The following is an 18523-nucleotide window of genomic DNA, read 5'->3' on the forward strand; positions in this document are numbered from 1 at the left end:
ATGATTTTTGCCGATCTATTCAACGGCGATCGAATGTATTTCTCGATCGCCGTTGCTGTTTTTGGAGCTATTCTTGGTAGCTTTCTGAATGTCGTTATTTATCGGCTGCCGAAGATTTTGCATCGGCAGTGGATTGGTGATGCCACCGAGTTGCTGACGGAAGAGGGATTAAAGGTCAGTGGTAGTGCGAAACAGAAAGTGGCGGATGATTTTGGTTTGGTATTGCCTCGCTCGGCTTGCCCACATTGCCAGACACCGATTCCGGCTTGGCACAATATTCCGATTATCAGTTACCTGCTTCTTCGCGGAAAGTGTTCGCATTGCAAAGCACGGATCAGCGTTCGTTATCCGTTGGTTGAGTTGCTGACGGCATTGGCGTTTGGTTTTTCAGCCTGGCAATTTGGTTTTGATTATCTGACGTTTGGCGCACTGGTTTTCACTGGCCTTTTGATTGCCATGTCGGGAATAGACTGGGACCAGAAACTACTGCCGGATCAGTTGACCTATTCGCTACTTTGGGCGGGCTTGCTGTTCAATATCAATAATGGTTTCGTGCCGCTTCCTGCTGCGATCATCGGAGCTGTCGCCGGTTACTTAAGTCTGTGGTCGGTGTATTGGGCGTTCAAGATCCTGACCGGTAAAGAAGGCATGGGTTATGGCGATTTCAAGCTGCTGGCCGCCTTGGGTGCCTGGCTGGGTTGGCAGCAATTACCGTTGATCATTATCCTTTCTGCCGTTGCCGGTTTGGTCATTGGCGGTGGCATGATGTTGCTGAGCAAGGACAAGGATCGCCAGATTCCGTTTGGCCCTTATCTGGCGATTGCTGGCTGGGTCAGCATGTTTTTTGGACCGAATATTGTTGGCGCCTATTTGCGCGCATCGGGACTAAGTTAAGGAGATCGGGATGTTGCGAGTGGCGTTGACCGGCGGCATTGCCAGTGGCAAAACCGCGGTGTCCGACGCGTTCGCCAAGCTTGGCGTTCCGATCATCGATGCCGATGTCGCATCCCGTGCCGTTGTTGAACCGGGCAGTGAAGGACTCCAGCAACTCGTCAAACGTTTCGGTGAGGACATTCTGACTGCCGATGGCACACTGGACCGTCGAGCGCTGCGTGGCATTATCTTTAACGACAACCAGGCTCGAACCGATACCAACGCGATTCTGCATCCGCTGATCCGGCAATGGATGCAGCAAACCTCAGCGCAACAGCCGGCGCCTTACCAGATTTTCGTCATTCCTCTGCTGGCGGAAACCAACCAGGCCGAACAGTACGATCGCATTCTACTGGTGCGATGCAGCGAATCGACCCGAATAGCGCGCCTGATGCAACGGGACGGTATCACCGAACTGGATGCTCGCCAGATTCTTGCCGCTCAGAGCAGCGATGAAGAACGTCAGCGCATCGCCAACGATTTCATCGTCAATGAAGGCGATTATGACGAACTCACTGCAAACGTTTTACAATTGCATCACCTATACCTGAACTTGGCGCAAAACGCCTCTGGCGCATGACCCGCATCTTCGAGCAACCGCTGAACGAAAAGCTCCGCAACTATCTGCGCCTGGAACAGACCTTTTCTCGCTATTTCCAGCTGATTCGGCAATCCGATGTCGCTTGCCACTACGCGGCGTTTGCGCCACTTTTCGAGCTACTTGAAATGATTGATCTGGGCGAGTTGCGAGCCGACCTGCACAGCGATCTCGACAAGCAAATAGCCGTGCTCGATAACTTTCGCCGCAGTCCTGACATCGATCTGGACAAGCTGCAGAAATTTCGCGAGCAACTGCAAAAGCTGCATCACTGGATTGTCAGCTACCCGGGCAAGTTTTGCGCCAAACTGAAAGATCAGGAGTTTCTGCACGCAGTAAAAAATCGTTATTCGCTGCCAGGCGGCACCGTTGCCTGTGATCTACCCCGCTTGCATGTGTTCCTGAATCAGGACGTCAAACTACGCCAGCAACAATTCGAGGCTTGGGGTAATGAGCTGCGCGTCATTCGCACGACGATTGATGTATTGCTGCGATTGATGCGGGAAAACAGCCATTGGCGTGATGCCAGTTTCGATGAAGGCTATTTCCAGCTCGAACCGGTACAGGGGCAGTTGTTGCGCATTCGTATTGAACACGATGCCCGACATTTTCCGGAAGTCAGCAGCGGTCGCCAACGTTGCGTGATTCGACTGGCGGAAGTGACGGATACCTACGGTGTTCAGTACGTTAAAGCGGCCCATCCTTTTACTTACGCTCTATGCGGTTAATCTGATATTTTTTTCATGAGCAAGAAACCACCACTGATCGTGCGCTGCCCACAGTGTCATAAATCCATTGTTTACGATAAGAACAATCCATTTCGGCCCTTTTGTTCTGACCGCTGCCGCTTGATCGATTTGGGCGAATGGGCCAGCGAAGGGCACCGCATTCCGGGACAACCCGTATTGCAAACCGATAATGGCGATGACGAGCATTAGCAGAAAGCTTGGGATCGTTTAATCGTCTTACTGAAAACAACGGATCCCCGCAATGCCTTGAGCGCCGTTCTGTTTGGCGTAAATCAAATCCGCCGTGTTCATGCCACCTAAGGCAAAAACAGGGCAATTCATTTCTTCGGCAATTTCAGCGAATTGCTCCCATCCCAGGGCGATTCTGTCCGGATGCGATGCCGTGGCTTTCACCGGCGAAAGCAAAACAAAATCCGGTTCCAGCATGCGGCGTGTATGCCATTCATCGCGACTGTGAACACTGGTTGAAAGCCAATCCGGCCGCGTACCTTTTGCCAGTATCGCTTGTGCGGCTTCAACGTGTTCACCGGATATATGCCAACCTACATTGGCAAATCGCGCCATCAATTTCGGATTGCGATTCAGCATCAGTCGACATCGTTCAAGCAAACCGCTTGCTTGTAACCGCTTAACAATGTCGAGATAAGTCGCGTCATCACAATCCGGCAATCGCAGCTGCATTAGTGATACGCCATTCGCAACTTTTTGTTGAAGAAAAAGCATCAGCTGATCGACATCATTGTTGAAGCTTGCCAACGCTGGCGTGATCAACATCAGATCCGGCAATTGCACGGCAGAAACAATCGGATAGTTGGCATCCGGGAATTGAAAGCTGCGCAAGCGGCTGATATCAGCCCACTGCAATGCCTGCCCTTCTTTCCCTTTTGGCAAACCGGAAAACCGGGTCACGGTAAATACATGCAGGCGCACCGATTTTTCCGGATACTGATGCACCAGGCGAATCAGTGGTTGATAATCATGGACGGTAATATCAAGCTCTTCATGCAGTTCGCGCAGCAAGGCCTGTTCAGCCGTCTCACCCGGCTCAAATTTTCCGCCGGGAAATTCCCACTTTCCGCCTTGATGCAGGTGCGCGAGTCGCTGGGCTAACAGCACTTGTCCTTGACCATCAACAATGGCGGCGGCCGCGACATCAATGATTTTCCGTTTATCCATTTCGTGACGCTCAAAAAGAAAATGGGCAGAAAAAAAGGACACGGTGTGTCCTTTTTAATTTATTGCCTAGATGACTGGAAGCATTAAGCAACGGCACCATGGCAGTGCTTATACTTTTTGCCGGAACCGCAAGGGCAGAGCTCATTGCGGCCAACTTTCTGACCAACACGGACCGGAGCTTGCGCCGCGTCGGCTTCGGCCTCGTCATCATCACCACCAGCCATTGCGGTTGCCTGTGCATGCTGGAACTGCAGCTTCTGACGTTCGGCGGCTTCGCGCTGTTCGCGCTCCATGCGTTCGACTTCCGACTCGGAACGCACTTGTACCCGTGACAGAATGCTGATCACTTCAAACTTGATCCGCTCCAGCATATTGGCGAACAGCTCGAACGCTTCGCGCTTGTATTCCTGTTTCGGGTTTTTCTGAGCGAAACCGCGCAGATGAATGCCCTGACGTAAGTAATCCATCGCCGCCAAATGTTCACGCCAATGCGAGTCGATGTTCTGCAGCAGCACTTGTTTCTCGAAATGGCGAATAATTGGTGCACCGACCTGAGCTTCTTTTGCCGCATAGGTTTCTTTGGCAGCGCTGAGCACGCGGTCGCGAATACCTTGTTCGTTCAGGTTCTTTTCTTCTTTCAGCCACTGACTGACCGGTAATTCGAGCGCAAAATCTTTCTTTAGCGACGATTCCAGGCCTTCGACATCCCACATTTCTTCCAGGCTTTGCGGCGGAATGTGGTTGTTGATCGTATCAACCAGCGTGCTTTCCATCATGCCTTGGATGGTTTCCGAGACATCCTGGCTGGCCATGACTTCGGCGCGCTGTTGGTAAATCACTTTACGCTGATCGTTGGCGACATCATCGAACTCAAGCAAATGCTTACGGATATCGAAGTTGCGTGCTTCGACTTTGCGCTGAGCATTTTCAATGGCTTTGTTGACCCACGGATGCTCCAGCGCCTCACCTTCGGCCCAACCCATTTTCTGCATCATCATCGCCATCCGCTCGGAGGCGAAAATGCGCATCAAATCGTCTTCCATCGACAGATAGAAACGCGAACTACCCGGGTCGCCCTGACGACCAGAACGACCACGCAGCTGATTATCGATACGGCGTGATTCATGACGCTCGGTACCGATGATGGCCAAACCACCCGCTTCCAGTACCTGGGCATGACGCTGTTGCCATTCCTCGCGAACGCGTTCTTTGTCTTCGTCAGTGGCGTCTTCTGAGAGCTCCGCCAAATCGGCTTGCAGCGAACCACCGAGCACAATGTCGGTACCACGACCGGCCATGTTGGTGGCAATCGTGACTTTGCCAGGACGACCCGCCTGGGCAACGATCGAGGCTTCCATTTCGTGGAATTTGGCGTTCAACACCTGGTGATCGATGCCTTTGCCTTTCAGGTATTTCGACAGAATTTCCGAGGACTCAATCGACGCGGTACCGACCAGCACCGGCTGGCCATTCTTGGTGCGCTCAACGATGTCTTCAACAATCGCTTTGTATTTGTCTTGCTTGTTCAGGTAAACCAGATCCGGCATGTCTTTGCGGACCATCGGTTTGTTGGTCGGAATGACCACAACTTCCAAACCGTAAATTTGTTGAAACTCGAACGCTTCGGTATCCGCAGTACCTGTCATACCAGACAGTTTGTTGTACAAGCGGAAATAATTCTGGAACGTCGTCGAAGCCAGCGTCTGGTTTTCGCTTTGAATCTCGACGCGCTCTTTGGCTTCAACGGCCTGATGCAGACCTTCGGACCAACGACGGCCATGCATGATACGACCGGTATGCTCATCGACGATCATCACCTGACCATCGCGAACGATGTAATCGACATCTTTCTTGAACAGGGAATGAGCACGCAGCGCCGCGTAAACATGATGCAGCAGTTGAATCGAGCTGGCCGCATACAGGCTGTCGCCTTCACCGAGCAATCCGGATTCGATCAACAGCTCTTCCACTTTTTCCTGACCTTTCTCGGTCAGGTAAGCCTGACGGGATTTTTCGTCGAGGTAGTAATCACCCTCGCCGGTTTCCTCTTCAGATTCCTGACGGATCAGTTTTGGAATCAAGGCATCAATGCGTTTGTACAGTTCATTTGAACCTTCAACGGCACCGGAAATGATCAACGGAGTACGGGCTTCGTCGATCAAAATCGAGTCGACTTCGTCGACAATGGCATGGTTCAGATCGCGCTGGACCTTTTCTTCCAGCGAAAACGCCATGTTGTCGCGCAGGTAATCGAAACCAAATTCGTTGTTGGTGCCGTAGGTGATATCGGCAGCGTAGGCGGCGCGTTTTTCATGGCCCGCTTGCTGGGACAAAATGACACCAACCGTCATACCCAGCGCTTCGTATACCGGACGCATCCAGTTGGCGTCACGCGAGGCCAGGTAATCGTTGACGGTAACGACGTGCACGCCTTTACCGCTCAGTGCGTTCAAATAAGCAGGCAGCGTTGCCACCAGGGTTTTACCTTCACCGGTACGCATCTCGGCAATCTTGCCATCATGCAGCACCATGCCGCCGATCATCTGGACATCGAAATGGCGCATGCCGAGCGTACGCTTGCCAGCCTCGCGCACAGCCGCAAACGCTTCCGGTAACAAATCATTCAGGCTGGTGCCTTGCTGCAAACGCTGGCGGAATTCATCGGTTTTCGCTTTCAGCTGTTCATCGCTGAGCGCCTTGAATTGCTCTTCCAATACGTTAATCGACTCGACCGCCTTGCGGTAGCGTTTGACGAGGCGTTGATTGCGGCTACCAAAAATGCGGGTCAAAAACGAAGCGAACATGAAAATCCAACTCTCAGTCTTGTTGTAATCGGACAGTGCACGACGCGAAAACGCGCCTTCCACAGCAGGGCGGGCATTTTACCGGCTTTAGGGCGGATGTGCGATGTGAATAACCAGATGGCGACCGTTTCGGAAGCTTTCAAGCGTCAGCCAACAAAAAAGGCGCTGTTTAGCGCCTTTTGTGATGAAACGCGGAATTGCTTATTTATTGGCCAGGAACTTGGCCGGATTCAGGAACAAGCCATCGCGCACAACTTCGTAATGTACATGCGGTGAAGTGGAGCGACCAGTGGAGCCGACTTTGGCAATCACCTGGCCCTTGCGCACCAGATCACCGACTTTGACGACCATCTTCGAATTATGACCATAACGGGTTTGCAACCCGTCGCCATGGCTGACAACCACCAAGTTGCCATAGCCAGCCATATTGCCAGCAAAGGTGACAACACCTGCAGCGGTGGCAATGACATCGCTACCGGCTGGTGCCGAAAAATCCACACCGTTATGCCACGCTGCACCGCCATGAAACGGATCGGTGCGATAACCAAAGTATGAGCTGATATAGCCGGTTTCGACCGGACGGCCAGAAATCAGCTTTTCAGTGCCCATATGTTTGTCGAGCAACAGCGATTCCAATACGGCTAGCTGGCGACCACGGGTTTCCAGTTGCGCGCTCATCGCATCCATCTGGCTGATGAATTCCAGCGGCGAGGTATTGGGAGCCTGGCTGTAGCTGGACTCAGGACCACCGAGAGCCGGCGCAACGCCAAAATCGAATTCTTTACCGTCAAGACCGATCAACTCGGTAACGCGCTCGCCCATTGCCTCCAGACGAGTCAGTTGTGCCTGCAGGCGAGCAACTCGGGTAGCGAGCGAAGTAATCTGGTTTTTTGATGCCTCGCGGGCGTGCTCCAGCGCTTCACGCTGGGCCGATAATTCGTTCTGCCAATTGACAACGGTCGATTCGCTGATCGCGCCGTTCGGATGCCATTTCAGCGCCAGCGTGTAGCCGGTAAAGCCGGAAAGCGTCAAAAGCCCCAAGCCGAGCAGGACAAAAAGGCCCTGACTCGCACGCCCGACACGCAAGCTTTTGGCACCGCTTCTTGTATGGGTAATCAGTGTCAGCAACATGGCGTATGTCTCGTTTCATTATCCACCATCGCTGCCGCAAATCGGTTTGCGTGGAGCGCGTGGGTAACGTGTTATGCTCTTCGAGCCGTTAATTTATTGCCCGCTTCCTTCCGGAAAACAGACATGAACCGCCCAAAATCCGCGCAATCCATCGCCGGTTTGTTAGACCGTCCAGACGGTCCGTTAAAGGCCCTTTTGGACCGTATGGCCCAGTTCGAGGCGCTAGACCATACCCTAGCGGCGGTACTTCCTGCAAGCCTGAAGGGTCAAGTCCGGGTTACCGGCATCGCATCGAACCAACTGGAACTGACCGCCGCCCAAGCCGCTTCCGCCACCCGGCTGCGCTATATGGAGCCGCAACTACTGGCCGCACTCAGCAGCACAGGTTATGCCCATATCAAGGAAATCAAAGTCAGAATCAGCGCCAATAACGGCTAAAGTTTAGTCGCTTTCGGTATCTGGATACTTCGGCAATCGTCACAAATCCATATTCCCCAACAAAAGAAAACCCGCCTAATGGCGGGCTTTCTTTTTTAAACGACTGCTTAAGCGGCATGCACCGGATTCAGCAGATAGGAAATCGGTGCTGTGCTGTCCTGCTCTTCAAAGGTCACCAGTTCCCAAGCCTCCGCGTCGGCTTTCAGGGCACGCAACAGCTTGTTGTTCAGTGCGTGACCAGATTTGACGGCCGTGAACGCGCCGATCAGGCTGTGGCCCATCAGGTACAGGTCGCCAATGGCATCGAGAATCTTGTGTTTGACGAACTCATCGTCGTAACGCAGACCATCACTGTTAAGGATGCGGTACTCATCGAGCACGATGGCGTTGTCCATCGAACCGCCGAGCGCCAGGTTCTTCGAGCGCAGGTATTCGATGTCATTCATAAAGCCAAAGGTACGGGCCCGACTGACTTCTTTGACGAACGAGGTCGAGCTCAAGTCGACCACGGCGCGCTGGGCGCTCTGGGCAAAAACCGGGTGCTTGAAATCAATGGTGAAATCAATTTTGAAGCCATCGAACGGCTCGAACACGGCCGACTTGTCGCCTTCGGTGACTTCAATGCGTTTCTTGATTTTGATGAAACGCTTCGGACGGTTCTGCTCAACGATGCCCGCCGACTGAATCAGAAACACGAACGGGCCGGAGCTGCCATCCATGATCGGAATTTCCGGGGCACTGACATCTATATAGGCATTGTCGATACCGAGGCCGGCAATCGCAGCTAGTAGGTGTTCGACGGTGGAGATCCTGACGCCATCTTTGATCAAGCAGGTCGACATGGTTGTGTCGCCGACGTTTTCCGGCTCGGCAACAATCTCGACGACCGGGTTCAGATCGACCCGGCGGAAAATGATGCCGGCATCAGCAGGCGCAGGACGCAAGGTCAGCATCACTTTTTCACCGCTGTGCAAACCGACGCCAGTGGCGCGGATGGCGGTGCGCAGTGTTCGCTGTTTAATCATGTGAAAGACTCCTGATGCGGCCCGAAACCTTGGGCTGCGGTAAACCTGTGGAGTTCCATACCGAGCTCCCCGAAGCGGGGATGTCCTGCACTTCGGGTAACAGATGTACCAGAAGTGGTCAAAAGGTGTGCAATTAGGCACTCATCTGGCCAGCAAGTCAAGCCTGTAGGCCTTGCCAGCCGGCAATCATCGCGATAATTGCGGCTTATTACCGATTTATTAAACCGTGTCATTTGAAGCCGACACGCCGTCATTCCCCCGGCAAAGGGGGTAGCCAGAAAAACAACGGCGCGTCGATACCTCATAGCAAACCCAACTTCAGCAAACCAGGTTCGCCAAACCAGCGGGCTCAGCGACCTTTCTATACGAGTGCCGAGATTTCAGTCCGCCTGCTTACGCAGAAAGGCCGGGATATCCAGGTACTCCAAGTCGCTGCCGGCAACCATTTTGGTGACCGGGGTTTGCGGGTTATTGCGGATAATCGCCGGGCGGTCGAGTTGACCATAGTCCGGACGGCCGTCGGTTTGACGTGGCGGCACTACCGCCCGGACCGAAGGCTTTTCCTCGGTTTGCGTACGTCCCAAGCCAGTGGCTACTACCGTTACGCGCATTTCGTCACCAAGGTTGTTGTCCATCGCGGTACCGATTTTTACCGAGGCATCGGCAGCGGCAAACGATTCCAGCACCTTGCCGACTTCCTCGTACTCGTCGATCAACATGTCTTCGCTTGCCGTGATGTTGACCAGAATGCCACGGGCACCAGCCAGGTTGACGTCTTCCAACAGTGGGCTGCGAACCGCCAGCTCTGCGGCGCGACGAGCGCGACCTTCGCCCGAAGAAATACCGGAACCCATCATCGCCATGCCCTGCTCGCTCATGACGGTACGCACGTCGGCGAAGTCGGTACCGATAAAACCCGGACGGGTAATCAAGTCGGCGATACCCTGCACGGCACCACGCAACACCGCATCGGCGTTACGGAACGCTTCGGTCATTTTTGCGCCACCATACACCTGCAGCACTTTGTCGTTCGGAATGACGATCAACGAATCAACGGCTTTGCGCAATTCGGTGATACCGCACTCGGCCACCTGGGTACGCTTGTTCATTTCGAACTTGAACGGACGAGTGACAATCGCGACGGTCAAGATGCCCATGTCTTTGGCAATCTGGGCAACGATCGGTGCGGCACCAGTGCCGGTACCACCACCCATGCCGGCCGTGATGAACACCATGTCAGCGCCTTCCAGCACTTCCTGGATGTGCGACTTTTCTTCCAGCGCCGCCTGCTTGCCGATTTCCGGATTCGAGCCAGCGCCCAAACCCTTGGTCAGATTGCTGCCGAGCTGCACCGTGGTTCGTGCCTTCGACAATTTCAGCGCTTTCGCGTCGGTGTTTGCCGCGATGAAATCGACGCCTTCAATATTGGCATCGACCATGTGATTGATGGCGTTACCGCCACCACCGCCAACGCCGATGACTTTGATCACCGCGTTGTCGTTCGCGTTGTCCAAAAACTCAAATGTTAAAGCCATGTGTGTTACCCCCTTTTGTTATGCCTGCTACGCAGGCTTCACTGCTATCGAAGGACTCCGTAAAGCGCCTTCCATATCCGTTAAAAAAATCAAAAACCGCCAAACCACTTCTTCACTTTGCCGAAGAAGTTGCCAACACTTTCATCAATACTGTGATTACCACCGATATGGGCATTGCCAGCATGTTGCTTGCCATACAGCAACAAACCGACGCCAGTGGCGTGAATCGGATTACGCACGACATCGACCAATCCTTGCACGTACTGCGGCACCCCCAAACGCACCGGCACATGGAAGACCTCTTCAGCCAATTCAATAACGCCCTGCACTTTCGCCGCGCCACCGGTCAGCACAATGCCGGCGGCGATCAGTTCTTCAAAACCGCTGCGACGCAGTTCTGCCTGCACCAACTGGAACAACTCTTCATAGCGCTGCTCGACGACATCAGCGAGGATCTGGCGCGACATCCGGCGTGGTTCCCGATCGCCCATGCCCGGCACTTCGATGGTGTCGTCAAGCGCCGTTAACTGTTTCAACGCGCAGGCATATTTGATCTTGATGTCTTCGGCGTACTGAGTCGGTGTACGCAGGGCCACGGCGATGTCATTGGTTACTTGGTCGCCAGCAATCGGAATGACGTGGGTGTGGCGAATTGCACCCTGGGTGAAGATGGCGATATCAGTCGTGCCACCACCGATATCGATCAGGCAAACGCCCAGCTCTTTTTCATCTTCGGTCAACACCGCGTAACTGGAGGCGACTTGTTCAAGAATGATTTCGTCAACTTCGAGGCCACAGCGGCGCACGCATTTGACAATGTTCTGGGCGGAACTGACGGCACCGGTAACAATATGCACTTTCGCTTCCAAACGCACACCGGACATGCCAATCGGCTCACGAATACCTTCCTGGTTGTCGATAATAAATTCTTGCGGCAGCACATGCAGAATGCGCTGATCAGCCGGAATCGCCACGGCACGTGCAGCATCGATGACGCGATTCACGTCTTCTTGTGTTACTTCAGTATCGCGAATCGCGACAATGCCGTGTGAATTAAGGCTACGCACATGTGAACCAGCAATGCCGGCGTAGACTGAATGGATCTGACAACCAGCCATCAATTCAGCCTCTTCCACGGCGCGCTGAATCGACTGTACTGTCGACTCGATATTGACGACAACACCTTTCTTCAAACCACGCGAAGGGTGCGAGCCGATACCGATGATATCGACATCACCATCCGGCGTAATTTCCCCGACGATCGCCACCACTTTCGAAGTGCCGATATCCAAACCGACGATGAGTTTTTTCTCAGTATTCTTAGCCATGCTTTTCCTCATCATAATCCCGCCGTCTTCGGCGCTTTTTCCGTGTCTTTGTCCGGCCAGGCCACGGCAAAACCGGTGTCGTAACGCAAGTCCACATAAAGCGGTAATTGGCCTTCGCTGCTCAAGCCTGGAAACAAGCTGACAAAACGCTCCAGACGCGGTTGCCAGTCGTTACGGCCAAACATCAACGCTACGCCATTATTCAATTGCAAGCTCAAGGCACCACGGGCATTCAGCGTTAGCACCGCGACACTCAAACCCACTGGTTGCAAGGCTTTGTTGGCATGGCCATATTCCTGTTGTGCCAAGTGCAGGTTGCCGATATCGGTTTGCAGCTGCGGCAGGTGGGCAAACGCCGCAACATTCCTCGGCATAAACGCTTCACCTTCGGCGTCAACCAGCGCGTTGTCGTTCAAACGCAGCCACGGCTCTCGCTCGACAATGCTGACCACCAACTCGCCCGGAAACTGGCGACGCAACTCCACTGAACGAATCCACGGCAACATCGCCACCTTGTCGGTCAACGCCGGCATATCGACATCAGCCAAGGTTTGTCCGTTTTTTACGGACAACACCTCAAGAATTTCGCTGACCGTTACTTGCCGCAGCTCGCCAACAATGCGCACGCGCTGCATTTGCCATTCGTCTTGTTTGGCAAATTCCACTTGCATCCAGTTGACCGCGACGGTCGCGCCAATCAGCAACAGCAGTGCGCCCGCCAGCGGCAGGATGCGACGTAGTCGCTCCAGCATGCTCGGTGCATCCGCTTGTTTGCGCGTGGCGTGAGACATGGCCGTTCTGTTCCTTACATCGCTGACTGCAAAATTCGCAGGCAGAGCTCTTCAAAACTCATGCCGGCAACTTTTGCTGCCTTAGGCACCAGACTGGTTTCGGTCATGCCCGGTACCGTGTTCACTTCCAATACAAAAAATTCCTTGCTGGCTTCGTCGCGCATGACATCAACGCGGCTCCAGCCCTTGCAGCCAAGCGAGTCATACGCCCACTTCGCCAGTTCGCGCAGCTGCTGTTCATCGCGTTCATCCAAACCGCTGGGGCAGTTATAGATCGTCGTCGTGCTGTGATACTTCGCTTGGTAATCGTAAAAATCGCGCGGCGTTGACATCGAGATGCTCGGCAGCACTTCATCGCCAACGATGCCAACGGTAAATTCCGGGCCACGAATAAACCGCTCGACGATCACCGTGCGATCAAATTCGGTCGCGGCGGTAACCGCGTTGCGTAAGCCTTCAATCGAATCGACTTTGGCCATGCCGACGCTGGAACCTTCGTTTGACGGTTTGACCATGACAATCGGACCAAGGCGGGCAAAAATCGCGCGCGCACCCTGCTCGCTTTCGACCATATCAGCTGACACCACCTGAAAATTTGGCGTCGGTAAACCAATGCCCATCCATAATTGTTTGCTGCGCATCTTGTCCATCGCCAACGCCGAGGCAGCAACACCGGAACCAGTACACGGGATGCCGAGCAATTGCAGCGCGCCTTGTACTTGCCCATCTTCGCCGCCACGACCATGCATCGCGTTCCACACCCGGGCGAAACCTTGCGATTTCAGCGTCAGCAGAAAATCACCAATGCCATCAACACCATGCGCATCAACGCCGCTGCGCTGTAGTGCCTCAAGCACGGCCTTGCCGCTGCGCAGCGACACTTCGCGCTCGGAAGATCTGCCGCCAAATAGCACGGCGACTTTGCCAAATGTTCTTACATCCGGAAGCGATGAACGCATCACGAGTCACTCCATTGCGTCTGCAACGCGGTAAAATTCAAATTCGATTGCGCCAGTTGCCGGCTGATGCCACCAATATCGCCAGCACCCTGGGTCAACAGCAAATCACCGTCACGCAGCACATTCTTCAACACCTCCGGCAACTGCGATTTGTGCTCAACAAAAATCGGGTCGAGCTTGCCGCGGGCACGAATCGTCCGGCACAGCGAACGACTGTCGGCGCCAGCAATCGGTGTTTCACCGGCGCTGTAAACATCCATCATGACGAGTGCATCGACATCGGACAGCACCGAGGCAAAGTCTTCGTACAAATCACGAGTCCGGGTATAACGGTGCGGTTGATACACCATGACCAAGCGACGCTCTGGCCAGTTGGCGCGAATGGCTTTGATGACGGCATCGACTTCACGCGGGTGATGACCGTAATCATCAACGAGCCATACTTTTCCTTGCTCGATGGCGAAATCACCTAGCGACTGAAAGCGGCGACCAACGCCGTTGAAATGCGCCAGTGCTCGCACAATCGCTTCGTCTTCGACACCTTCTTCGGTCGCCACGGCAATCGCCGCCAAGGCGTTCAGCACATTGTGGCGACCAGGCAAACTCAAACTGACCGACAGCACCGGCTTGTCAGCGCGATGCACATCGAACTGGCTAACGCCACCGGCTTGACGCAAATTGCTGCCACGGACATCAGCATCATCGTCGAAACCGTAGGTGATCACCGGTCGGGTCACACGCGGGATGATTTCACGCACCGTTTCATCATCAGTGCACAGCACAGCCAGACCATAGAACGGCAGGTTGTGCAGAAAATCGATGAACACATTTTTCAGCGTTTCGAAATCGCCTTTGTAGGTGTCCATGTGATCGGCATCGATATTGGTGACGACCGATACCATTGGTTGCAGATGCAGGAACGAGGCATCACTTTCATCCGCTTCGGCGACCAGATAACGGCTGTTGCCGAGTTTGGCATTGGTGCCAACCCGATTCAGCAAGCCGCCGATAACAAAGGTCGGGTCCATGCCACCTTCGGCCATGATCGAAGCGATCAAACTGGTTGTAGTCGTTTTGCCATGGGTGCCGGCGACCGCGATGCCATGGCGAAAGCGCATCAACTCGGCCAGCATTTCGGCACGCGGCACCACCGGAATACGCGCTTCGCGGGCGGCGTTCAACTCAACGTTATCTGGTTTGATCGCGGTCGAAACAACGACGACATCGACGCCATCGATATGCTGCTTGTCGTGGCCTTTGAACACTTTCGCGCCAAAGTTTTTCAGACGCTGGGTCACCGAGTTTTCGCTCATGTCGGAGCCGGAAATCTGGTAACCCTGGTTCAGCAATACTTCGGCAATACCGCCCATACCAGCGCCACCTATGCCGATGAAATGGATGTGGCGAATGCGGCGCATTTCCGGAATATGATAAGTCTGGTTCATCGTTACACTCCTTGCGCCAACGCGACGCAAGCTTCAGCCACCTGCCGGCCGGCTAGCGGCTGTGCCAGGCTCGCGGCTTTCTGGGCCGCGGTATGCAACACCTCACGATCATTCAGCAAGATTTGCATGCGCTCGATTAATTTCGGTTTCAACTCCGCGCCCTGACGGACAATCCACGACGCATCACGGTCAGCGAGATAACGCGCGTTGTGATACTGGTGGTCGTCAACGGCATGCGGATACGGCACAAAAATCGCTGGTTTGCCGGCCATCGCCAACTCCGAAACGGTCAGCGCGCCGGCACGGCAAACGACGACATCGGCCCAGGCATAGGCGCTGGCCATGTCGTCGATAAATTCACTGATCTGCACGCGCTTGATTTGTTCGCTGTCGAGCTGACGCAAATACAAATTCTGCGTTTTTTCCAAATGACCTTTACCAGTCTGATGCCAGACTTCAACCAGCGCTGAACGCAACGCCGCGATCACTTCCGGCATCGTTTCATTCAAGGCAGCGGCACCACGGCTGCCGCCAACGACCAGCACCCGCAGCGATTCACGTGCTGGATTCGGTACCGATGCACTAATGGCTTTGCGCACCGGATTACCAACGACATCCACGTTCACATTGGCCGGGAAAGCTTCCGGAAACGCCGCCATCACTTTGTTGGCGAGTTTCGCCAGATAGCGATTGGTCATGCCGGCGATGGCATTTTGTTCGTGCAACAACAACGGTACGCCACTGAGTTTGGCAGCAATGCCACCAGGACCACTGGCAAACCCGCCCATACCGAGCACCACATCGACTTGCGAGTTTTTGATCAAGCGACGTGCCAGCCACACACTTTTGACGATACGCCATGGTGCCAGTAACAACGTCAGCACCGACTTGCCGCGCAAACCGGTTACCGGCAGCAAATGCAGCTCGATGTTTTGCATTGGCACCAGGCGCTCTTCCATGCCGCCAATGCTGCCGAGCCAAACAATGCGCCAGCCTTGTTCACGCAACAAATCAGCAACGGCAATCGCCGGGAAAATATGCCCACCGGTACCACCAGCGGCAATCATCAGACACTTGCTCATGCCTCGACCTCCTGACGTTTCGGAGGTGCGCTGCGCAAGCGACGCTCAAAATCAACGCGAACAACAAAAGCCATTGCCACCAGATTGATGATGATGGCGTTACCGCCATAACTGATGAATGGCAGCGTCAAGCCTTTGGTCGGCAACGCACCGCTGGCGACACCGACGTTGATCATCGCTTGCAAGGCCATCCAGGTCGCGACGCCGGCGCAGGCATAAGACTGAAACGGCATTTCGGCTTTCAATGCGGCTTGCGAAATTTGCAGGATGCGCAGCACCAGAAAGGCGAATAAAGCCAGCACCAGCACGACGCCAAACAAACCAAACTCTTCAGCAACCACAGCGAACACGAAGTCGGTGTGCGCCTCCGGCAAGTACGCGAGTTTCTGCAGGCTATTGCCAAGCCCTTGACCAAACCATTCGCCGCGACCAAATGCGATTAGCGACTGGGTCAGCTGATAACCACTACCAAATGGATCAGCCCACGGATCGAGGAAGGTTTTCAAGCGTTGCAAACGATAACTCGCCGACAGCGCGACAATGGCCAGCATCGCCACCGCAACCAGACACAGTGCAATAAACTGCCAGAGTTTGGCTCCGGCCAGGAACATCATCGTCAAGCAGGTCGCGACGATGACCACACTAGCGCCGTAATCCGGTTCCAGTAGCAACAGAAACGTCGCAAACCCGATGACCATCAGCGGCCGGATAAATCCTTCGAAACGAGTGCGCAGCAAATCATTACGGCGCTGCAAATAATCAGCGAGATAAATGATCACAAACAATTTGGCGAGTTCGGATACCTGCACGGTAAAACCGCCGAAACCCAACCAGCGTTTGGCACCATTGACTTCGCGGCCAAGCAGCAACACCAGCACCAGCAACACCAGGCAAGCCACCAGCATATGCATGGCCCATTGCTGCCAGGAATCGCTAGGCCGGCTCAGCACCACCGCAGACGCAACAAGCGCAAGACCCAAGTAAAACAAGTGACGATAAACCAACGAGAAACCGTTACCGGTACGCTCCAGTGCAAATGGCAGCGAACTCGATGTCACCATTAAAATGCCAAAGGCCAGCAGTAGCGTGATCGCAATCAACAGCGGTTTGTCGTACATCGCTTGATCGGCTTCTGCCGCTTTCGCAAACGGCGTACGCATCCATTGCAGCACGGCGTTCATGGCAGCGCCTCCACCAAGCGGGTGAATTGGTCACCGCGATCGGCGTAATCCTTGAACATATCGAGGCTGGCGCAGGCCGGCGACAGTAACACGACATCACCTGCCTGAGCGTGAGCGCTAGCCAAGGCGACGGCTTGATGCAGACTGTCGGCATGCAGCGTTGTGACCGGTTCTGGACTGATTGCCGCCAATCGGTTGGCGTCTTTGCCAATCAAAATCATCGCGCTGACATGTTGACGCAGCACGGTGGTCAATGGCGATAAGTCCTGGCCTTTGGCATCGCCGCCCGCGATCAACACAATCTTGCCGGCGACCACATTGCTGAGGCCGTTAATCGCCGCCAGTGCTGAACCGACATTGGTGGCTTTCGAGTCATTGAAATAGCGCACACCTTCGCGCTCGCGCACCAGTACGCAGCGATGAGGCAAGCCCTGAAAGCTGCGCAAACCATCACGAAGTTTTTCTACCGACACGCCAACGGCTTCGCAAAGCGCGACAGCGGCTAGCACATTGGCAGCATTGTGATCGCCCTGCAGTGGCAGTGCAGTTTGGGAAATGAACGGTTCCTGATGGGCGCTCAACCAGTGTTTGCCGTTGATGCGTACCAGCGCGTAATCGGCGTTTTCATCGAGCAGAGAAAATGCCACACGATGTTTGGCACGCTCCAGCTCCCGCTGAGTCTCCCGATCGTCGGCGTTGAACACCGCGACCTTGGCGCGATGGTAAATACGGGCTTTTGCTTCAGCATAGGCGGTGATATCGGCGTAACGATCCATATGATCTTCGCTGATATTCAATACCGCTGCCGCCGCTGCAGACAGGCTATGCGTGGTTTCCAATTGGAAGCTGGACAGCTCCAACACGTAAAAATCCGGTTTCGCTTCGCTCAGCAAGTCGAGCGCCGGGGTGCCGAAGTTGCCGCCAATCAGCGCACGCTTGTGAGCGTGATTGAGCAAATGTGCGGTCAGCGCCGTCACCGTCGATTTGCCGTTCGAGCCAGTAATGGCAACGATCGGCGATCTCGCTTCGCGCACGAACAATTCGATATCGCCGATGATTTCGACGCCGGCGGCGCGAGCTTGATGCAACGCCGGGTGGCTAAGCGCAATACCCGGCGACAAAATGATGCGTGCCGCTTTACTGCAGAGCTCGGCAGAAATATCACCGAGCAGACAATGCACTTGCGGGTTAATTGTTTTCAATTCATCAAGGCCCGGCGGCTGCACGCGGCTATCGGTAACGGCAAAGCGCTCCCCACGTGCCTGCAAATAGCGGGCAACGGCGACGCCGGTCTTACCAAGACCGACGATGACGTTTAGTGGTGGGTGCGTTCCGCTCATCGTTTTCG

The 18523-nt window shown here is 54.4% G+C and carries 17 protein-coding genes; 5 read left to right on the forward strand and 12 right to left on the reverse strand.

Annotated features, from left to right (window positions below; all coding sequences use genetic code 11):
- Genes E2H98_RS04820 through yacG form a run of 4 tightly spaced genes read left to right on the forward strand, consistent with a single transcriptional unit; the run spans window position 1 to window position 2469 of the window.
- The gene (locus E2H98_RS04820; RefSeq protein ID WP_133593125.1) at window positions 1–894 is read left to right on the forward strand and encodes a prepilin peptidase; all 894 of its coding nucleotides are present in this window, start codon (window positions 1–3) and stop codon (window positions 892–894) included.
- A gap of 10 nt (window positions 895–904) precedes the next feature.
- Complete coding sequence (gene coaE / locus E2H98_RS04825; protein ID WP_133593123.1) at window positions 905–1513, forward strand: dephospho-CoA kinase; 609 nt, start codon at window positions 905–907, stop codon at window positions 1511–1513.
- On the forward strand, window positions 1510–2259 hold the full coding sequence (locus tag E2H98_RS04830) for a cell division protein ZapD (protein ID WP_133593121.1): 750 nt from the start codon (window positions 1510–1512) through the stop codon (window positions 2257–2259). Before coaE ends, E2H98_RS04830 begins: the two co-directional genes overlap by 4 nt.
- A gap of 15 nt (window positions 2260–2274) precedes the next feature.
- Complete coding sequence (gene yacG, locus E2H98_RS04835; protein WP_133593119.1) at window positions 2275–2469, forward strand: DNA gyrase inhibitor YacG; 195 nt, start codon at window positions 2275–2277, stop codon at window positions 2467–2469.
- 27 nt (window positions 2470–2496) lie between these two features.
- On the opposite strand, the gene E2H98_RS04840 is transcribed toward yacG, so the two are convergent.
- The 3 genes from E2H98_RS04840 to E2H98_RS04850 form a co-directional block, all read right to left on the reverse strand.
- A complete protein-coding gene (locus E2H98_RS04840) occupies window positions 2497–3498 on the reverse strand; it encodes a Nudix family hydrolase (protein ID WP_133593117.1) in 1002 nt (333 codons plus the stop codon).
- 41 nt (window positions 3499–3539) lie between these two features.
- On the reverse strand, window positions 3540–6260 hold the full coding sequence (gene secA / locus E2H98_RS04845) for a preprotein translocase subunit SecA (RefSeq protein ID WP_133593115.1): 2721 nt from the start codon (window positions 6258–6260) through the stop codon (window positions 3540–3542).
- A 201-nt stretch (window positions 6261–6461) separates the two neighbouring features.
- Window positions 6462–7391: a M23 family metallopeptidase gene (locus E2H98_RS04850; protein ID WP_133593113.1), complete on the reverse strand. Its 930-nt coding sequence runs from the start codon at window positions 7389–7391 to the stop codon at window positions 6462–6464.
- Between the two features lie 123 nt (window positions 7392–7514).
- On the opposite strand from E2H98_RS04850, the gene E2H98_RS04855 reads away from it, so the two are divergent.
- On the forward strand, window positions 7515–7829 hold the full coding sequence (locus E2H98_RS04855; RefSeq protein WP_157591251.1) for a DciA family protein: 315 nt from the start codon (window positions 7515–7517) through the stop codon (window positions 7827–7829).
- Window positions 7830–7936: 107 nt separating this feature from the next.
- On the opposite strand, the gene lpxC is transcribed toward E2H98_RS04855, so the two are convergent.
- The 9 genes from lpxC to murD all read right to left on the reverse strand — a co-directional run bounded on the left by lpxC (window position 7937) and on the right by murD (window position 18515).
- Complete coding sequence (gene lpxC, locus E2H98_RS04860; protein ID WP_133593109.1) at window positions 7937–8854, reverse strand: UDP-3-O-acyl-N-acetylglucosamine deacetylase; 918 nt, start codon at window positions 8852–8854, stop codon at window positions 7937–7939.
- Window positions 8855–9234: 380 nt separating this feature from the next.
- On the reverse strand, window positions 9235–10389 hold the full coding sequence (ftsZ, locus tag E2H98_RS04865; protein ID WP_133593107.1) for a cell division protein FtsZ: 1155 nt from the start codon (window positions 10387–10389) through the stop codon (window positions 9235–9237).
- A gap of 89 nt (window positions 10390–10478) precedes the next feature.
- Window positions 10479–11732 (reverse strand): cell division protein FtsA, encoded by a 1254-nt coding sequence (gene ftsA, locus E2H98_RS04870; RefSeq protein WP_332836034.1) that lies wholly within the window; start codon window positions 11730–11732, stop codon window positions 10479–10481.
- Entirely contained in the window at window positions 11729–12508 is a 780-nt protein-coding gene (locus tag E2H98_RS04875) for a cell division protein FtsQ/DivIB (RefSeq protein ID WP_133593103.1), read from the reverse strand. The genes ftsA and E2H98_RS04875 overlap by 4 nt, the downstream gene beginning before the upstream one ends.
- A 14-nt stretch (window positions 12509–12522) precedes the next feature.
- A complete protein-coding gene (locus E2H98_RS04880; protein ID WP_133593101.1) occupies window positions 12523–13467 on the reverse strand; it encodes a D-alanine--D-alanine ligase in 945 nt (314 codons plus the stop codon).
- The gene (gene murC, locus E2H98_RS04885) at window positions 13467–14912 is read right to left on the reverse strand and encodes a UDP-N-acetylmuramate--L-alanine ligase (RefSeq protein WP_133593099.1); all 1446 of its coding nucleotides are present in this window, start codon (window positions 14910–14912) and stop codon (window positions 13467–13469) included. The genes E2H98_RS04880 and murC overlap by 1 nt, the downstream gene beginning before the upstream one ends.
- A gap of 2 nt (window positions 14913–14914) precedes the next feature.
- On the reverse strand, window positions 14915–15994 hold the full coding sequence (gene murG / locus E2H98_RS04890) for an undecaprenyldiphospho-muramoylpentapeptide beta-N-acetylglucosaminyltransferase (protein ID WP_133593097.1): 1080 nt from the start codon (window positions 15992–15994) through the stop codon (window positions 14915–14917).
- On the reverse strand, window positions 15991–17175 hold the full coding sequence (ftsW, locus tag E2H98_RS04895; protein WP_133593095.1) for a putative lipid II flippase FtsW: 1185 nt from the start codon (window positions 17173–17175) through the stop codon (window positions 15991–15993). Before ftsW ends, murG begins: the two co-directional genes overlap by 4 nt.
- The gene (gene murD, locus E2H98_RS04900) at window positions 17172–18515 is read right to left on the reverse strand and encodes a UDP-N-acetylmuramoyl-L-alanine--D-glutamate ligase (RefSeq protein ID WP_133593093.1); all 1344 of its coding nucleotides are present in this window, start codon (window positions 18513–18515) and stop codon (window positions 17172–17174) included. Before murD ends, ftsW begins: the two co-directional genes overlap by 4 nt.
- Window positions 18516–18523: the final 8 nt, after the last annotated feature.

The sequence above is a fragment of the Permianibacter aggregans genome (assembly GCF_009756665.1).
Classification (GTDB): domain Bacteria; phylum Pseudomonadota; class Gammaproteobacteria; order Enterobacterales; family Permianibacteraceae; genus Permianibacter; species Permianibacter aggregans.

What these genes read in the sequence shown, in the direction of transcription:
- E2H98_RS04820 (WP_133593125.1), top strand. Translation starts at nt 1, where the DNA reads ATGATTTTTGCCGATCTATTCAACGGCGATCGAATGTATTTCTCGATC.
- coaE (WP_133593123.1), top strand. Translation starts at nt 905, where the DNA reads ATGTTGCGAGTGGCGTTGACCGGCGGCATTGCCAGTGGCAAAACCGCG.
- E2H98_RS04830 (WP_133593121.1), top strand. Translation starts at nt 1,510, where the DNA reads ATGACCCGCATCTTCGAGCAACCGCTGAACGAAAAGCTCCGCAACTAT.
- yacG (WP_133593119.1), top strand. Translation starts at nt 2,275, where the DNA reads ATGAGCAAGAAACCACCACTGATCGTGCGCTGCCCACAGTGTCATAAA.
- secA (WP_133593115.1), bottom strand. Translation starts at nt 6,260, where the DNA reads ATGTTCGCTTCGTTTTTGACCCGCATTTTTGGTAGCCGCAATCAACGC.
- E2H98_RS04850 (WP_133593113.1), bottom strand. Translation starts at nt 7,391, where the DNA reads ATGTTGCTGACACTGATTACCCATACAAGAAGCGGTGCCAAAAGCTTG.
- E2H98_RS04855 (WP_157591251.1), top strand. Translation starts at nt 7,515, where the DNA reads ATGAACCGCCCAAAATCCGCGCAATCCATCGCCGGTTTGTTAGACCGT.
- lpxC (WP_133593109.1), bottom strand. Translation starts at nt 8,854, where the DNA reads ATGATTAAACAGCGAACACTGCGCACCGCCATCCGCGCCACTGGCGTC.
- ftsZ (WP_133593107.1), bottom strand. Translation starts at nt 10,389, where the DNA reads ATGGCTTTAACATTTGAGTTTTTGGACAACGCGAACGACAACGCGGTG.
- ftsA (WP_332836034.1), bottom strand. Translation starts at nt 11,732, where the DNA reads ATGATGAGGAAAAGCATGGCTAAGAATACTGAGAAAAAACTCATCGTC.
- E2H98_RS04875 (WP_133593103.1), bottom strand. Translation starts at nt 12,508, where the DNA reads ATGTCTCACGCCACGCGCAAACAAGCGGATGCACCGAGCATGCTGGAG.
- E2H98_RS04880 (WP_133593101.1), bottom strand. Translation starts at nt 13,467, where the DNA reads ATGCGTTCATCGCTTCCGGATGTAAGAACATTTGGCAAAGTCGCCGTG.
- murC (WP_133593099.1), bottom strand. Translation starts at nt 14,912, where the DNA reads ATGAACCAGACTTATCATATTCCGGAAATGCGCCGCATTCGCCACATC.
- murG (WP_133593097.1), bottom strand. Translation starts at nt 15,994, where the DNA reads ATGAGCAAGTGTCTGATGATTGCCGCTGGTGGTACCGGTGGGCATATT.
- ftsW (WP_133593095.1), bottom strand. Translation starts at nt 17,175, where the DNA reads ATGAACGCCGTGCTGCAATGGATGCGTACGCCGTTTGCGAAAGCGGCA.
- murD (WP_133593093.1), bottom strand. Translation starts at nt 18,515, where the DNA reads ATGAGCGGAACGCACCCACCACTAAACGTCATCGTCGGTCTTGGTAAG.